This window comes from Pseudomonas sp. SW-3, assembly GCF_016615645.1.
In the GTDB taxonomy this organism is placed as follows: Bacteria; Pseudomonadota; Gammaproteobacteria; order Pseudomonadales; family Pseudomonadaceae; genus Aquipseudomonas; species Aquipseudomonas mandelii.
Genome location: NZ_CP067098.1, coordinates 2,925,793 through 2,942,025 on the forward strand (window position 1 = coordinate 2,925,793; position 16,233 = coordinate 2,942,025).

The window sequence follows — 16,233 nt, forward strand, 5'->3', positions numbered from 1 at the left end:
GAGCAGGCTCGCTCCTACAGGGGGATTGATGTGATCAGTGAGAGTGGCGCGGGACTTCGGAACCGCGGCAGCCAACCAGGAAGTCGAAATCGCAGCCCTGATCCGCTTGCAGCACATGGTCGATGTACAGCTGACGATAACCGCCCACGATCAGGTTTTGCGGCGGTTGCAGATCTGCCATGCGCGCCGCCAGTTCAGCATCCGGGATGTCCAGGTGCAAACGCCCGTTGGCGCAATCCAGTTCGATCCAGTCGCCTTCCTTCACTGTTGCCAGAGGCCCGCCGGCCGCTGCTTCCGGGGCCACGTGCAAAACCACGGTGCCATACGCCGTGCCGCTCATGCGTGCGTCGGAAATGCGCACCATGTCCGTCACGCCCTGGGCCAGCAGCTTGGCCGGCAAACCCATGTTGCCGACTTCGGCCATGCCCGGATAACCCTTCGGCCCGCAGTTCTTCATCACCAGAATCGAGTTGGCATCGACGTCCAGGTCCGGATCGTTGATCCGCGCCTTGTACATGTCGAAGTTCTCGAACACCACCGCACGCCCGCGATGCTGCATCAATTCGGCACTGGCCGCGGATGGCTTGAGCACTGCACCGAGGGGCGCGAGGTTACCGCGCAATACGCAAATGCCACCGTCGGCGCGGATCGGGTTGTCGAGGGTGCGGATCACTTCGTCCTGGCCGTAGATCGGCGCGTCCTTGGTGTTCTCGCCCAGGGTTTTGCCATTGACGGTCAAGGCGTTCGGGTTGGGGATCAGGTTAGCTTCACCGAGGCGACGCAATACCGCTGGCAGGCCGCCGGCGTAGTAGAACTCTTCCATCAGGAAGCGCCCGGACGGTTGCAGGTCGACAATGGTCGGCATGCCGCGACCGATGCGGGTCCAGTCATCCAGGTCCAGCTCGACGCCGATACGACCGGCGATGGCTTTCAAGTGGATCACGGCGTTGGTCGAGCCACCGATGGCGGCGTTCACGCGGATGGCGTTTTCGAAGGCTTCCTTGGTCAGGATCTTCGACAGCCGCAGATCTTCACGGACCATCTCCACCGCACGCATGCCGGACATGTGCGCCAACACATAACGCCGCGCATCCACCGCGGGAATCGCCGCGTTGTGGGGCAGGGACGTGCCCAGTGCTTCGGCCATGCAGGCCATGGTCGACGCCGTGCCCATGGTGTTGCAGGTGCCGGCCGAACGGGACATGCCGCCCTCGGCCGCGAGGAAATCGTCAATCGTGATGGTGCCGGCTTTGACTTGTTCGCTGAGCTGCCAGACCACGGTGCCGGAGCCAATGTCCTGGCCTTTGTGTTTGCCATTGAGCATCGGCCCGCCGGTAACGACGATGGCCGGCACGTCGCAACTGGCCGCGCCCATCAGCAGCGCCGGGGTGGTTTTGTCGCAACCGGTCAGCAGGACCACGCCATCAATCGGGTTGCCACGAATCGCTTCTTCAACGTCCATGCTTGCCAGGTTGCGGGTGAGCATGGCGGTAGGGCGCAGGTTCGATTCGCCATTGGAGAACACCGGGAATTCCACCGGAAAACCACCGGCCTCGATCACCCCGCGTTTGACATGCTCCGCGATCTGGCGGAAATGCGCGTTGCACGGGGTCAGTTCCGACCAGGTGTTGCAGATGCCGATGATCGGCTTGCCGTGGAACTGGTGGTCGGCGATGCCCTGATTTTTCATCCAGCTGCGGTACATGAAGCCGTTCTTGTCAGCGGTGCCAAACCATTGGGCGGAGCGCAGGTTGGGTTTTTTATCGGACATGATCGATTCTCTTATTGTATGACTATATTGTTCGGGCTAAGGCGTAACATAAGCGCAATTTCGCCGGTTTGGAAGTGTTGTTGGTTAATTAGTAATACTATATAGTCGCTTTCAACGGAGGGATTGCCCTGGCGGTTTTCAGCGAGAGGCGTCCCCCGAGGTTCTATAACAACAACAATCGGAGACCGATCTCATGAGCCAGGAACTGCGGCTTATTCGTCGCATTACGCTGAAACTGATTCCCTTCCTGATCCTGCTGTACCTGATCGCCTATGTGGATCGCTCCGCCGTAGGTTTCGCCAAGCTGCACATGGGCGCCGACATTGGCCTGGGTGACGCAGCCTATGGCCTCGGTGCAGGGTTGTTCTTCATTGGCTACTTCCTGCTGGAAATCCCCAGCAACCTGATGCTCGACCGCTTCGGTGCCCGACGCTGGTTCGCACGGATCATGGTCACCTGGGGCGCCATCACCATCGGCATGGCGTTCGTCCAAGGGCCGCACAGCTTCTATGTCATGCGCTTTCTGCTCGGCGCGGCCGAAGCCGGGTTCTTCCCGGGCGTTCTCTACTACATCACCCAATGGTTCCCGGTTCGCCATCGCGGCAAGATCCTTGGCCTGTTCATTCTTTCCCAGCCCATCGCGATGATGATCACCGGCCCGGTGTCCGGCGGTTTGCTTGGCATGGACGGCGTCCTTGGTCTGCACGGGTGGCAGTGGCTGTTCATCGTCATCGGCACCCCGGCGATCCTGCTGACCTGGCCGGTACTGCGTTACCTGCCGGACGGACCCCAGCAAGTGAAATGGATGGACCAGGCCGAGAAAGACTGGCTGACCGGCGAACTGAAAAAGGACCTGGAGGCCTACGGCCAGACCCGTCATGGCAATCCGCTGCATGCCCTGAAAGACAAACGCGTGTTGCTGCTGGCGCTGTTTTATCTGCCGGTGACCCTGAGCATTTATGGCCTGGGCCTGTGGCTGCCGACGTTGATCAAACAGTTTGGTGGTACGGACCTGGTGACCGGTTTCGTGTCATCGGTGCCCTACATCTTCGGGATCATCGGACTGCTGATCATTCCGCGCAGTTCCGACCGCCTGAATGATCGTTACGGTCACCTCGCCGTGCTTTACGTGCTGGGCGCCATCGGGCTGTTCCTCAGCGCCTGGCTGACGGTGCCTGTGCTGCAACTTGCGGCGTTGTGCCTGGTGGCGTTTGCGCTGTTTTCCTGCACCGCAGTGTTCTGGACCTTGCCCGGTCGTTTCTTCGCTGGCGCCAGTGCGGCGGCCGGGATCGCGTTGATCAACTCGGTGGGCAACCTGGGCGGCTACATTGGCCCGTTCGTGATCGGTGCACTGAAGGAGTACACCGGCAACCTGGCGTCGGGGCTGTACTTCCTGTCGGGGGTGATGGTGTTCGGGCTGGTGTTGACCGGCGTGGTCTATCGGTTACTGGAGCGCAAGCATGTGCTGGCGGCCGACCAGTTCGCGGCCAGTGCTCGCGGCGCGACTCGCACCTGAGAGATCACACAAATGCCCTGTGGGAGCGAGCCTGCTCGCGAAGGCGGAGTGTCAGTCGGTAATGATTTTGGATTTGACGGCCTCATCGCGAGCAGGCTCGCCCCCACAGGGTGCAATGCCGCCTTCAAGATTGTTTACAGGAGAAAATCCATGCGTTTAGTGCAGTTCGAACTGAGTAACGGCGAGCGCCGGGTAGGCGTGGTCGAGGAGGGGCTGGTGCGCGAAGTGCAGGACGCGCGCACGGTCCGTGACCTGGCCCTGGCGGCTATCGAGGCGGGCGTCAATCTGCAGCAGCAGGTGAAAACCCTGGGCCTGGGCATCGGTCATGACTACGCGGAGCTGCTGGCGCAACTGCGGATCCTCCCTCCGCTGGATCACCCGGACCCGGCGCACATGCTGGTCAGCGGTACCGGCCTGACCCATCTGGGCAGCGCTTCGGCCCGCGACAAGATGCACCAGCAGGCCGGCGACGAAGCGGCAATGACCGACACCATGCGCATTTTCAAATGGGGCGTGGAGGGCGGTAAACCGGCGGCCGGGCAGGCCGGTGTGCAACCGGAGTGGTTCTACAAGGGGGACGGCAGCATCGTCGTGCGTCCGGGCCAGCCGTTCCCGCTGCCACCCTTTGCCGAAGAGGCGGGTGAAGAGCCTGAACTCAGCGGCCTCTACGTTATCGGCCACGACGGTAAACCGTATCGCCTCGGTTTCGCGGTGGGCAACGAGTTCTCCGACCATGTGATGGAGCGCAAGAATTACCTCTACCTGGCACATTCGAAATTGCGCAGTTGCAGCTATGGCCCGGAGCTGCGGGTCGGCGAATTGCCGGCACATCTGGCTGGCACCAGCCGCATCCTGCGTGACGGTGAAGTGCTGTGGCAGAACGAGTTCCTCAGCGGCGAGGCCAACATGTGCCACAGCTTCGAGAACCTTGAGTACCACCATTTCAAGTACAGCCAGTTCTTGCGTCCGGGGGACGTGCACATTCATTTTTTCGGCACCGCGACCCTGTCCTTTGCCGACGGCATTCGCACCCGGGAGGGTGATGTGTTCGAGATCAGTCAGGCCGAGTTCGGCGCGCCTTTGATCAACGGGATCGCCCCGGTTGAAGCCGCTTTCGAGCCCGGCACCGTCGGCACCCTTTAAGGAGATACGCATGCCTCAGATTCTTGGTCACAACTACATCGGCGGTCAGCGCAGCGCGACTGGCACCGTCAAAATGCAAAGTGTTGATGCCAGCACCGGCGAAGCCTTGCCTCATGATTTCTTCCAGGCAACGCCTGAGGAAGTCGATGCCGCCGCCAAGGCTGCTGCCGCCGCTTACCCGGCCTATCGCAGTCTGAGCGCGGAACGTCGCGCGCAATTTCTCGATGCGATTGCCGATGAACTCGACACCTTGGGCGATGACTTTGTCGCGGTGGTCTGCCGCGAAACGGCATTGCCGGCCGGACGTATTCAAGGTGAGCGCGGGCGCACCAGCGGGCAGATGCGTCTGTTCGCCAAAGTACTGCGTCGCGGCGATTTCTACGGCGCGCGAATTGATCTGGCACTGCCGGATCGCCAACCGCTGCCACGACCGGACCTGCGCCAATACCGCATCGGTCTTGGGCCTGTTGCGGTGTTCGGTGCGAGCAACTTTCCGTTGGCCTTCTCCACGGCGGGCGGCGACACCGCGTCGGCACTGGCAGCCGGTTGCCCGGTGGTGTTCAAGGCTCACGGCGGCCACATGGCCACCGCCGAACTGGTCGCCGATGCGCTGATTCGCGCGGCGGAAAAAACCGGCATGCCGGCCGGCGTGTTCAACATGATCTACGGCGGCGGGGTCGGCGAAGCGCTGGTCAAGCACCCGGCGATTCAGGCGGTCGGTTTTACCGGTTCGCTGAAGGGTGGCCGCGCCTTGTGCGACATGGCTGCCGCACGTTCACAACCGATCCCTGTGTTCGCCGAGATGTCGAGTATCAACCCGGTGATCGTGTTGCCGAAGGCATTGGCTGCTCGGGCCGACACCGTCGCCCGTGACCTGACCGCTTCGGTCGTGCAGGGATGCGGTCAGTTCTGCACCAATCCCGGTCTGGTCATCGGTATTCGCTCGCCGCAATTCACCGCGTTTGTGCAGCAGGTCGCGGGCCTCATCGGCGATCAGGCGGCGCAAACAATGCTCAATGCCGGGACGTTGAGCAGCTATGGCAACGGCCTGCAAAAACTCCTTGCTCACCCGGGCATTGAGCATCTGGCTGGCAATCCGCAGCAAGGCAATCAGGCGCAACCGCAGTTGTTCAAGGCTGACGTCAGCCTGCTGATCAATGGCGATGCAGTGCTGCAGGAAGAAGTGTTCGGCCCGACCACTGTGTTCGTCGAAGTGGCGGATCAGGCGCAACTCAGTGCCGCGTTGAACGGCCTGCACGGGCAGCTGACGGCGACGATCATTGGTGAGCCGGCGGACTTCGAACAGTTCGGCGAGCTGACGGCGTTGCTGGAGCAAAAGGTCGGACGGATCCTGCTCAATGGCTATCCGACGGGCGTTGAAGTCTGCGATTCGATGGTCCACGGCGGGCCGTACCCGGCAACTTCCGATGCACGCGGCACGTCGGTCGGCACGTTGGCGATTGATCGATTCCTGCGGCCGGTGTGTTTCCAGAACTATCCCGACAGCCTGTTGCCGGAACCGCTGAAGAACGCCAACCCCCTGCGCATCCAGCGCCTGGTGGACGGCAAACCTTCCCGCGACGCCCTTTAACAGCTCACCGTAATCCCCGTGGGAGCGAGCCTGCTCGCGAAAGTGGTGCATCAGTCAACAACAATATCGACTGACACTCCGCATTCGCGAGCAGGCTCGCTCCCACAGTATTTTGTGTCGCCAGCATGTTGGATGAGCGACACAGACCCACCCTCACATTGAGCTATCATTGCGTCTTTCCCATTCAAAGATTGACTGCCATGACTGCCGCATCCGACACCTTGATCAACGCCCTCGAACACTGTGACATGCTGGAAATCGACGGGCTGCACGCCTTCGATTTTTCCCTCGATGAAGACGAAAACCTGCACATCGAATGCATGGACGGCCGAGCACTCAAACGTTGGAAGTTCAGCATTGCGCAGATCACAGCGGCGACTTTCGATCCTGATTTGAAGAGCTGGATCATTACCGGCGATTCCGGTGAGCATCGACTAGTGCCTATGGACGCGTTCGGCGGTGGTGACGACGAGGAAGAAGGGAATGAGGATGCATAAGCTCTGGCCGCTGTTGATGGCCGGCAGCATCGGCGCGATGGGCATTGAAGCCGTGTCGGCCGACGACTATCAGTTGCTGGTCGGTTCCTACACGGCGGGGCAGAGCCAGGGGATTCATCGCCTGAACTTCGACAGCGCCACCGGGCAGATCAACCCCAAGCCGCTGCAAGTGGTCACCAGTGAAAACCCGTCCTGGCTGACCGTTTCCAAGGATCAGCAGCGTTTGTTCGTGGTCAATGAAAACGGCCCCGGCCAGAAAGACCCGGTCGGGCGCGTCAGCAGTTATTCAATCGATCCCAAGACCCATGCACTGAGCCTGATCAATCAGGTGCAGAGCCTGGGCAACGAGCCGACCCATTCGAGCCTCAGCGGTGAGGCCAGTCATTTGTTCGTCAGCAACTATTCAGTGGTTGAAGACCCGGGCGGCACGTTGGCGGTGTTGCCCGTGGGCGCCGACGGCAAGCTCCAGCCCGTGGTGCAGATGAGCAGTCACCCGTCGAGCCGGGTCAATCCCGAGCGGCAGATGTCGGCGCATGTGCATTCGACGGTTTCCTCGCCGGACGGCCAGTACGTGTTCTCCAATGACTTGGGCGCCGACAAGATCTTTGTCTACCGCTTCGATCCCAAAGCCAATCCGGAGCTACCGTTGACTGCCGCCACACCGGCGTCGGTCCAGTTGCCAGCCGGCAGCGGGCCGCGTCATTTGCTGTTCAGCGCCGATGGCAAACACGCCTGGCTGACCATGGAAATGAGCGCGCAGGTCGCGGTGTTCGATTACCAGAACGGCAAACTTGAGCAGACCCAGATGGTTGATCTGGCGGCGGGCCAGCCTGTTTCCGACAAGGCCGCCGCTGCGTTGCACGCCTCGGCCGATGGCAAGTTCCTTTACGTCAGCAACCGTGGCACCGCCAATCAGGTGCTGGTGTTTGCCATCGATCCTGCGACCGGCCATCTTCAGGAGCTACAACGTCGTTCGGTGGACGGTGATCACCCGCGCGAGTTCAGCCTCGACCCGAGTGGCCAGTTCTTGCTGATTGCCAACCAGAAGAGCAACCAGATTGTTGTGGTCGAACGCGATGCCAAGAGCGGTTTGTTGGGTAAAACCGTACAGAAACTGCCGATGGATGCCCCGAGCGACCTCAAGTTTCTGGTGCGTCAATAGGCCGCAGGCCCCGGTTGATGGGGCCTGCATCCTTGTATTAATGAGGCTGATATCTGCTAATGCTACAAAAGATTTCAAGGCGCCAACCCTCGAAGGTTAAGTTTGCTCCACGGCCCCATCGGGCAAACAAGCCAACTGAATCCGAGGAATACCGCCATGAACTTCAATCTCTTCTCCATCATCGCCGCTTCTGCCATCTCCGCCACCGTTGCTCTGCCAGCCAGCGCCAACGTTGAGATCAGCGACAAAAAATCCCACGCCCAGAGCTACACCCAGAAATACCTGCAACAGAGCGCCAACTTCTACGCGGCACTGGATCACAAGACCCAAGCCTGAAATTCAAGCCCTGCACCCTTTATGCAGGAGCGAAGTCACTTGCGCCGATCGATCGAAATACGTCGAACGTCGATGAGTGATGTCGCTCCTGCATAACGCGTTTACGACAGCATCACATTGCCATCAATGTATCGCTTGATATCACATGGCCATGCATTTAGATTTGACGTTGATTTTTTGACTCAACATCTAATAACAAGGATCGACAGCATGGCGATGCGTCTGGCAGTGGTTCTTCTGTTCCTCTATTCAACCCCCATTCTTTCGGCTGCTCAGCCCGTTTCCCAGGAGCCGGACGCGGCCCGCGAACGCTTGATGAGTTTTATTCAAGACTGAGATAGACGGGCTTAATGATCAATGAAGCTGATGGTGACTATGGAAAACCCTGAGTGGTTGTCACCGCTTTTTTGATCGATTCTGTGGGCACTTAAACATGCCCACGGAGAACACCATGGCCAGCTCAATCCTCACTTCTGCCAAATACGGCGCCTACCTGGCCATAGGTCTTTACGTGGCCCTGGTGCTGATCGTCAGCGTTTCGTCCAATTTGCAGCACACCTTTGAAGCGCCGGTTCAGGTCGCTTATCCCGCCATCCAGTTCGAACACCGTGCTCAAAGCGTCGTGGTCGATCAAGCCGCATCGGCGAGAGTGGCAGGGGCATGAAAGGCAGCAAACTCTGGGTCATTGCCTTCCTGGCATTCATGACCAATGGCGCTTCCCTGTTGGGGATAGGGCAGGGCTCGGCGGGTTCAGTTGCGCGGTCCATCGAAGCCAATCACAACCTGGCGCGTAATATTGAAACGGCGAAAGCGCTTGGGTTGTTGGCGGGTAATCCACCAGTGAAACGCCAGGAGGATTTCTTCGGGCCCTTCCAGGTGGATTGCTCGGTGTTGCAGATGTGCGATGTGTTTGCCTGAGCGCGAGCGGCCACAGAAGGGGCGATTACTTGTGCATGACTGCGGTGAACAGGTCTGACGCCAGAAACCGCTGCAACCACCCCTGCAACCGCACATAAGGCGTCTGCCCGAACCACTCGCGATCGACATGGGCGAATTGCCGTATGAACGGCATCAACGCCACATCCGCCAGGCTCGGATGCGCCGCCAGCAGGTAATCGCGTCCCTCCAGCAACACCTCCAGCTTGCGCAAGAACACCTCACCTTCAGCACGATAGGTGTCCATCGGCTGCTCGGGGTAACGCTCGGCGTACTTGTAGCGATTCAAATGCACCTTGAACACCTGATCGTTCTCTTCAATCAGCGCGGCGATGTGCGCCTGTCCGGCAGGATCACCCTTGAGCAACCAATCCTGCGGATCGTTCTGCGCCAAGGACCAGTGCATGATCGCCAGGCTTTCATCGATGACTTGACCGTCGATACTCAGCACGGGGACCGTGCCCTTGGCCGACAGCGCAAGCATTTCGGCAGGTTTGGCTTTCAGGCTGACCTCGACAATCTGCACCGCAACGCCCGAATAGCGCAGGGCCATGCGCGCCCGCATGGCGTAAGGGCAGCGGCGGAACGAGTACAGCGTATTCATTTGACCTCCAGGGTACTCAAGCCATTGCCCTGGCGTTGGACCTGAATCTGCACCGGAATCCGCTCATGCATTTCCTGCACATGGGAAATCACCGCCACCTTGCGGCCCTGGGCTTGCAAGCCGTCGAGTGCGTCCATGGCCAGTTGCAGGGATTCCGGATCGAGGCTGCCGAAGCCTTCGTCGATGAACAGCGATTCGATTTTCAGTGTGCTCGAAGCCATCGACGCCAAACCGAGCGCCAGGGCCAACGACACCAGGAACGTCTCGCCGCCCGACAACGAATGCACCGAACGCAGCTCATCGCCCATCTCGGTGTCCATCACCAGCAACCCGAGCATGCTGCCGCCGCGTTTCAGGCGATAGCGCCGCACCAGTTGTCGCAGCTGTACGTTGGCGTGATGCACCAGCAAGTCGAGGTTGTAGGCTTGGGCGATCTTGCGGAAGGTGTCGCCGGTCGCCGAGCCGATCAACGCATTCAGGCGAGCCCAGCGCTGGTACTCGCTGTAGGCGTCGGCGATCTGCTGCGCCAGGGCTTGGTTGGCGTTCTGCCGACGCTGATCCTCGGCCTGTTCGGCGCGCAGTTCGGCGCAACGGTGCTCGCTGGCGGCGAACAGGTTTTGCAGGTCTGTCAGTGCCGTGGCGAGTTGCTCGGCATCGAGATTGCCGTTGTGTTGCGCCTGATGATTGAGCAGACGCTGGTCCCGTTCCTGCAATCGCACGTTGGTCTGTTCGATGGCTTTTTCGCTTTGCTGCAAGTGCTGCCGCAGTTCGCTGACGTGCTGGTCGTCGACGCTCAGCAGCGCTTCCAGTCCGCCATCGTCGAGCTCTGGATGCAAGGCGCGCCAGTCGGCGATCTTTGCGCTCAGTTCGCGGTCTTCGGTTTCCAGGGCCAACAGGCGCTCTTGTCTGGCTTTGAGTTCAGCGGCCAGTTCGACTAACCGCGTGCGCACGGTTTGCAGTTCCTGATGGGCTGTTGCCTGGGCAGTGCGCGCCTGTTCGACGGCTTGATCCAGTTGCTGCTGCCAGTGTTCGGCGCTGCTGTGTTCGCCCAGCAATTGCGTCAGCCGTTCCTGGCAAGCCTGTTGTTGCTCGGCGAGGACGGTGAATTGCTGCTGCGCCAATTCCAGTGCCTGGGCGCGGGCCAGTTGGCGGTCCTGTTCTTTTTCCAGTGTCTGCTGGCGTTGTTGCTGTTCGCCGAGCTCATCGCGTTGCTGTTCGAGTTGCTCCAGGCGCTGGGCGATCTGCCGGTCGAGTTGCATGAAGGTCGCGGCCGGTTCGTTGCGCAAGGCCTCCAGTGTCTCGGCCGGAAGCAGGGTGCTGAAGGCGTTCAGCTCTTCATCGAGGCGCTGGCGATCACTGCCCAGCTCACGCTGCTGGTTACTCAGGTGCTGCGTCGCTTGCTGGCTAGCTGCCTCGGCACTGCGCAGTTGCTGCTGAAGGCGAGCCGCGTCTTGCTGCAGGGTGAGCAGGGCGGTCTGCCGTTGTTCATCCTGGGTGATGCTCTGGTTTAACTGGCTGTTTTGCTGCGCCAGCCAACTGTCGCGCTTGTTCGCGTCCTGAGCCAGCAGTTGCGTCGACAACGGATGGGCTTCGAGGCTCGGGGTCAGGCCTTGTTGCTGGCTGGCGAGTTGCTCCTGTTGCTGCAGCAGTTCTTTTTGCTGAGCAATCAAACCGCCGACTTCACCGCGCAAATCGGTGAGTTTCTCTTTCAGCAGGTCGACGGCCTTCTGCGCATTGGCCTGCTCGCTTTCATCGTGGCGACCGAGGCTTTGCAGCAACGCTTCGGGTTGATGATAGGGATGGTCGGGGCTGCCGCAGACCGGGCAGGGCTGATCGTCCTGTAGCTGTGCGCGCAGTTCTTCGACGCTGGCGCTGCGAGCCAGACGCTGACGCTCCAGCAGTTCGCGAGTGACGGTCAGGGTCTGTTCGGCGATGACCAACTCGTTCTTGGTCTTCACGCCGTCCTGGGTCAGGCGATCACGTTCCTGCTGGGCGCTGAGCTGGCGTTGCGTCAGCTCGGCGCTGCGCTTGTCGATCTCCTGCTGGCTGGCCCACAGCCGTGTCAGTTCTTCAAACGCCCGCAGTTGTTTGCGGTTGTCCTGCAACAAGTTGCCCAGTAACTGGATTTGTTCGGCCACGGCTTCCGGCTCGGCACCGGCTTCTTTGTAGAGCACTTCCAGATGCTGCTTTTGAGCCGCCAGTTCTTCGCCGGCGCGGGCGGCGCTTTGCTCCAGAGCCGCCAGTTCAGCCTGGCCCTTGTTCAAGCGATTACCGATCAACATCAGCTGTTGCAGGCGATCACGGTAGGCGTTCCACGCCTCGCTCAACGGTGCTAAATGCGTGCTTTGCTCAAGCTCCCCGGCAATCCGCTCCAGACGTGCAGCCACCTGTTTTTGTTGCTCGAGCAGGCCCTGAATCGTGTGCTGTCCTTGAGTGCCGGCCAGTTCCGCCTGTTGCTTGTGCTCTGCACTCACACTGGCGTCTTTGACCAGCCGAGCGAGGGTGCTTTGCTCTTCAAAGGCCTGGCGCAGCAACGGAGCTTTTTTCGTGTGCTGGCTTTGGGCGTCGACCAGCGCGGTCTGCGCAGCGCTCAAGCTCTGTTCGAGTTGCGCCTGCCGCTCGTTCAACTCGGCCTGCTGTTGGGTGTGCTGCTGAATCTGCGCCGCCAGCGGGGTGAGCTGGGCGGTGAGTTCGGTCTTGCGGGCGAACTGGTGCCGTTGCGGGGCCAGTTGTTCCAGGCGCGTCAGCTTCAACCGGTCGCCAACCAGGCTTTCCCAGTGCTGCCGGGCGCTGGTCAGCTGTTCGGTGGCGCTCTGTTGTTCGTCCCGCAATTGCCGCAGGTCCTTGAGCCAGGTGTGCTGCAATTCAAGTTGTTTGAGCTGCGCTTGCTGGGTCTTGAGTTGCTGCTGCGCTTCTTTGAAGCGCGCATCGAGCTCGGCCCGGGCTTCGGGAGCCAGCGGCGTCACACCCGTGGCCTGATCCTGCAACAGCTTGTGCGCTTCACGCGCCTCTTTGGCTTTGTCGAAGGCGCGGCGACCGAGGCGGGTGTACAGCGCGGTATCGGTGAGCTTTTCCAGCAGTTCGCTGCGTTCGTTGTCGTTGGCCTTGAGGAAGGCACTGAACTCGCTCTGGGCCAGCAGCACGGCGCGGGTGAACTGTTCGAAGTTCAGGCCCAGCACGGCTTCGAGCTGGGTTTTGAACTCGACTTTCTGACTGGCCAGCAACTGATCCTGATCGATGTCGCGCAGGCTCTGACGACTGGCTTGCAGCTTGCCGCCGGCCTTTTCGCGAGCGCGATTGGCTTCCCAGCGCGCACGGTAACGACGGCCATCGATGCCGACGAAATCCACCTCGGCATACCCTTCGCCGGTGCCACGCCGCAGCAAGGTGCGCGGGTCGCCGGTGCTGATTTCGCCATCGGCGTCCGGTGCCTTGGCCGACACCTGAGCGTTGCTCAATCGCGGAACGGCGCCAAACAGCGCGAGACACAAGGCGTCGAGCAAGGTGCTTTTACCCGCGCCGGTCGGCCCGGTGATCGCGAACAGGCCGGCACTCGCCAGCGGTTCAGCGGTAAAGTCGATTTCAAAGGGCCCGGCCAGCGAGGCGAGGTTTTTCAGGCGGATCGCGAGGATCTTCATGGTTGTTCGCTCTCCATCTGCACGTCCTGCAACAGCTCGGCAAAGTCTTTCAGCGTTTGCTCATCGACCTCGCTGCCGTAGCTGTCCTGCCAGGCACGACTGAACAATTCCTGCGGCGTGAGCTGGTCCAGTTCGATCAACGTGGTGCCGTCTTCGACACCCTCGCGACTGCCGTTGCCGGCATATTCGGCGGCAATGCGCACCAGGCGCACGGCTTTGCCTTGAAGGGCGCTTTCAACCTGGTGACGCAAGTCGGGTTGTGGTTCGTCGAGACGCACCCGCACTTCCAGCCACGGCTGGCGCTGGATGTCGGCCAGCAAATCGATGTTCGGCAGGTCGGCCAGTTGCAAGAGAATCTCGGCCAGCGGTGCCGGGCCGATGCGTTGCAGGTTGACCGCACGGGGAATCAGTTTCGGTTCGACGCTGACCAGGGTTTCACCGTCGAGCGTGACGTCGAGAATCTGATGCTGATAGCCGATTTCCGAGAACGACAATGGAATCGGCGAGCCGCTGTAGCGGATGCGCTCTTCACCGTTGACCTTCTGCGGCTTGTGTAAATGCCCCAGCGCGACGTAGCTGATGCTCGGCCCGAACAGGCTGGCGGGCAGGGCTTCGGCATTGCCGATGATCAGGCTGCGCTCGGAGTCTTCCGAAACGGAACCACCGGCCATGTGCGCATGGCTGATGGCAATCAGCGCCTGGCCAGGCTTGCGCTTGGCATTGGCCGCCTCGATCAGCCATTCATGAACCTGACCGATGCCGCGCAAGTAGTTGTCACCCAACTGCGCGCCGGTCACTTCGGCCGGGCGCAAAAACGGCAGCGCCAGGCACCAGCCGGCGATTTCACCGCTGGCATCTGGCAACGGCAGTAACAGCCGTTCGGCGTCCAGTTGACCGTCGTCGAGCCACAGCACGCGGCCAAGCGCATGGGTGCGCAAACGGCGCATCAACGGCGCGGGCAGTTCGATCCGCGAGCCGGAGTCGTGGTTGCCGGCGATGATCACGATGGTCAGCAACGGTTGCTGCTCGTGGGCGCTGACGATGAATTCGTAGAGGCGTTCCTGGGCTTTGACTGGCGGGTTGACCGTGTCGAAGATATCGCCGGCAATCAACAGCACATCAGGCTGGTCCAGCTTCAGCTGGCGCAACAGCCATTCAAGAAAGCAGGCGTGCTCGAAATCGCGGTCCTGGCCGTGCAGGTTTTGCCCAAGGTGCCAGTCGGAGGTGTGAAACAGACGCAAGGCGTACTCCGTAGGAAATAAGGTGATGGCCGCGTGGAAAATGAGGGCGGCGAAAGGGGAGAGAGTTTAATGGCAAAAGACCGGGGGATGCTGAAAGCTTTAAACGATTGCCTATCGATTGTGTGGGATTTCAGTATGGTAGGCAGTCGCAGTGACGAGACGGATGCTGTAGCGCACCACCAGGGAGTTTTGAATAGTTAAGGAGACGTCATGACCCAACGATTACTTCAACTCGATCAAGTGTCGTACAACCTGCCCGATGGGCGCGTTCTGTTCGATCACTTGAATCACACCTTTAACTCCAGGACCACTGGCATTGTGGGTGCCAATGGCTGCGGAAAGTCGTTGCTTGGCCGCCTGCTGACGGGGCAACAATGTCCCACCAACGGCATCGTCCGTCGCGAAGGTCAGGTCTATGCCGTGGCGCAGTTATTGGAGCCCGAGCGCTATCCCACCGTTGCCGCGCTGGCCGGTGTCGACTTAATTCTGGCGGCGCTTGATCGCATCGCCCAAGGCAGCGTCGACGAGGATGACCATGCGTTAGCGGTCGATCAATGGGATTGCGCCACACGCCTTGAGGCGGAGCTGGAGAAGATCGGCCTGGGCCATTTGAATGCCGACTCGCACACCGACGTCCTTAGTGGGGGCGAGCGGCAGCGGGTCGCGCTGCTGGGGGCGTGGTTGTCTCGGGCCGACTGGCTCATTCTGGATGAGCCCAGCAACCACTTGGATATTGATCAGCAACACGAGCTTGCGCAGCAGATCGATCGCTGGCCCAGCGGCCTGGTGTTGATCAGTCATGACCGGGGCCTTCTGGAGCACGTGAACGAAATTGTCGAGCTTTCGCCATTGGGGTTGGCGGCCTATGGCGGCAACTACAGTCAATATGTGGCGGCGCGCGAGCAGGAACAGCAGTCGTTCCAGTCGGCATTGCAAGGCGAGCGGGCACAGGCCAAGCGCGAGCAACGTGAGATGGCCGTGCAGATGGAGCGTCAGCAACGGCGTAATGCGCGCGGCGACCGTCAGGCCCGCGACGGCAATCAGACCAAGTTGATCACCAACGCCCAGAAAGAACGCAGTGAAAACAGTCAGGGAAAATTGCGCCTCAATCAGCAAGTGGCCCGGGAGCAGCAACAACAACGTATTGCCGAAGCCCGGGCGCGGTGTGCGCCGGATATCCAGCGCATGATGCTGTCCCCGGAAAGCGTGGTGCCCAATGGCAAGCTGATTGTGCAGCTCAACGACGTCATTCTGCCGTTCGGTCACACGGCGCCGGTCAATCTGACGCTGACCGGGCCTATGCGCATGGCAATCCTCGGCGCCAACGGTAGCGGTAAGTCGACCTTGTTGCAGGTGATCGCCGGCCAGTTGCCGGTTCGCGAAGGCGAAGTCATACGCACCTGTCATGTCGGCTGGCTGGATCAACACGCCGGGTTGCAGCACCCCGAGCGCACGGCGGTGCAATGGCTCTACGAGAGCAATCCGGAGTTGCCCGAAGCCGAGGCGCGAACCAGGTTGGCGCAGATGGGCATTGATGCGGATCGAGCGACGCTCAAGACCAGTCAGTTGAGTGGTGGCGAACGCCTGAAAATAGCCCTGGCGGCGCAGTTGTATGCACTGCGGCCACCGCAGTTACTGTTGCTGGACGAGCCGGACAACCATCTGGACTTGCCCAGCAAAGTAGCGCTGGAACAGATGCTCAATCAGTTTCAGGGCGCGTTGATCGTCGTCTCTCACGACAGCGCTTTTTTACAGGCCATTCATCTGGACGCCGAGTTTCATCTCAACAGTTAGAGGT

Annotated in this window: 14 protein-coding genes; 10 read left to right on the plus strand and 4 right to left on the minus strand. The window is 60.5% G+C overall.

The features are described 5' to 3' along the window. Positions 1–34: 34 nt before the first annotated feature. Complete coding sequence (locus JIO00_RS13200) at positions 35–1,771, minus strand: IlvD/Edd family dehydratase (RefSeq protein ID WP_010459835.1); 1,737 nt, start codon at positions 1,769–1,771, stop codon at positions 35–37. Positions 1,772–1,964: 193 nt separating this feature from the next. Here JIO00_RS13200 and JIO00_RS13205 point away from each other — a divergent pair, with 193 nt between their 5' ends. From JIO00_RS13205 to JIO00_RS13240, 9 genes are all read left to right on the plus strand, one after another. Continuing rightward, entirely contained in the window at positions 1,965–3,287 is a 1,323-nt protein-coding gene (locus JIO00_RS13205) for an MFS transporter (protein WP_083376877.1), read from the plus strand. A 150-nt stretch (positions 3,288–3,437) separates the two neighbouring features. Further along, positions 3,438–4,430: an AraD1 family protein gene (gene araD1 / locus JIO00_RS13210; RefSeq protein ID WP_200668437.1), complete on the plus strand. Its 993-nt coding sequence runs from the start codon at positions 3,438–3,440 to the stop codon at positions 4,428–4,430. A gap of 10 nt (positions 4,431–4,440) precedes the next feature. Next, complete coding sequence (locus JIO00_RS13215) at positions 4,441–6,021, plus strand: aldehyde dehydrogenase (NADP(+)) (protein ID WP_200668438.1); 1,581 nt, start codon at positions 4,441–4,443, stop codon at positions 6,019–6,021. Positions 6,022–6,221: 200 nt separating this feature from the next. Further along, positions 6,222–6,518, plus strand: a complete 297-nt coding sequence (locus JIO00_RS13220; protein ID WP_200668439.1) for a DUF5629 family protein — start codon at positions 6,222–6,224, stop codon at positions 6,516–6,518. Next, on the plus strand, positions 6,505–7,680 hold the full coding sequence (locus tag JIO00_RS13225) for a lactonase family protein (RefSeq protein ID WP_200668441.1): 1,176 nt from the start codon (positions 6,505–6,507) through the stop codon (positions 7,678–7,680). The genes JIO00_RS13220 and JIO00_RS13225 overlap by 14 nt, the downstream gene beginning before the upstream one ends. Positions 7,681–7,836: 156 nt before the next feature. Beyond that, complete coding sequence (locus JIO00_RS13230; RefSeq protein ID WP_010459844.1) at positions 7,837–8,016, plus strand: hypothetical protein; 180 nt, start codon at positions 7,837–7,839, stop codon at positions 8,014–8,016. A gap of 210 nt (positions 8,017–8,226) precedes the next feature. Next, on the plus strand, positions 8,227–8,352 hold the full coding sequence (locus JIO00_RS29945) for a hypothetical protein (protein WP_255311789.1): 126 nt from the start codon (positions 8,227–8,229) through the stop codon (positions 8,350–8,352). A gap of 115 nt (positions 8,353–8,467) precedes the next feature. Continuing rightward, entirely contained in the window at positions 8,468–8,680 is a 213-nt protein-coding gene (locus JIO00_RS13235) for a hypothetical protein (RefSeq protein ID WP_200668443.1), read from the plus strand. Beyond that, positions 8,677–8,934: a hypothetical protein gene (locus JIO00_RS13240; RefSeq protein ID WP_010459851.1), complete on the plus strand. Its 258-nt coding sequence runs from the start codon at positions 8,677–8,679 to the stop codon at positions 8,932–8,934. The genes JIO00_RS13235 and JIO00_RS13240 overlap by 4 nt, the downstream gene beginning before the upstream one ends. A gap of 25 nt (positions 8,935–8,959) precedes the next feature. On the opposite strand, the gene JIO00_RS13245 is transcribed toward JIO00_RS13240, so the two are convergent. Genes JIO00_RS13245 through JIO00_RS13255 form a run of 3 tightly spaced genes read right to left on the minus strand, consistent with a single transcriptional unit; the run spans position 8,960 to position 14,435 of the window. Beyond that, positions 8,960–9,556: a glutathione S-transferase gene (locus tag JIO00_RS13245; RefSeq protein WP_200668444.1), complete on the minus strand. Its 597-nt coding sequence runs from the start codon at positions 9,554–9,556 to the stop codon at positions 8,960–8,962. Continuing rightward, positions 9,553–13,194 (minus strand): AAA family ATPase, encoded by a 3,642-nt coding sequence (locus JIO00_RS13250; RefSeq protein WP_200668445.1) that lies wholly within the window; start codon positions 13,192–13,194, stop codon positions 9,553–9,555. Before JIO00_RS13250 ends, JIO00_RS13245 begins: the two co-directional genes overlap by 4 nt. Further along, complete coding sequence (locus JIO00_RS13255) at positions 13,191–14,435, minus strand: exonuclease SbcCD subunit D C-terminal domain-containing protein (RefSeq protein ID WP_010459857.1); 1,245 nt, start codon at positions 14,433–14,435, stop codon at positions 13,191–13,193. Before JIO00_RS13255 ends, JIO00_RS13250 begins: the two co-directional genes overlap by 4 nt. Before the next feature lie 210 nt (positions 14,436–14,645). Between JIO00_RS13255 and JIO00_RS13260 the strand changes: the two genes are divergently transcribed. Further along, positions 14,646–16,229, plus strand: coding sequence for an ABC-F family ATP-binding cassette domain-containing protein (locus JIO00_RS13260; RefSeq protein WP_200668446.1), 1,584 nt, complete (start codon positions 14,646–14,648; stop codon positions 16,227–16,229). Positions 16,230–16,233 lie beyond the last annotated feature (4 nt).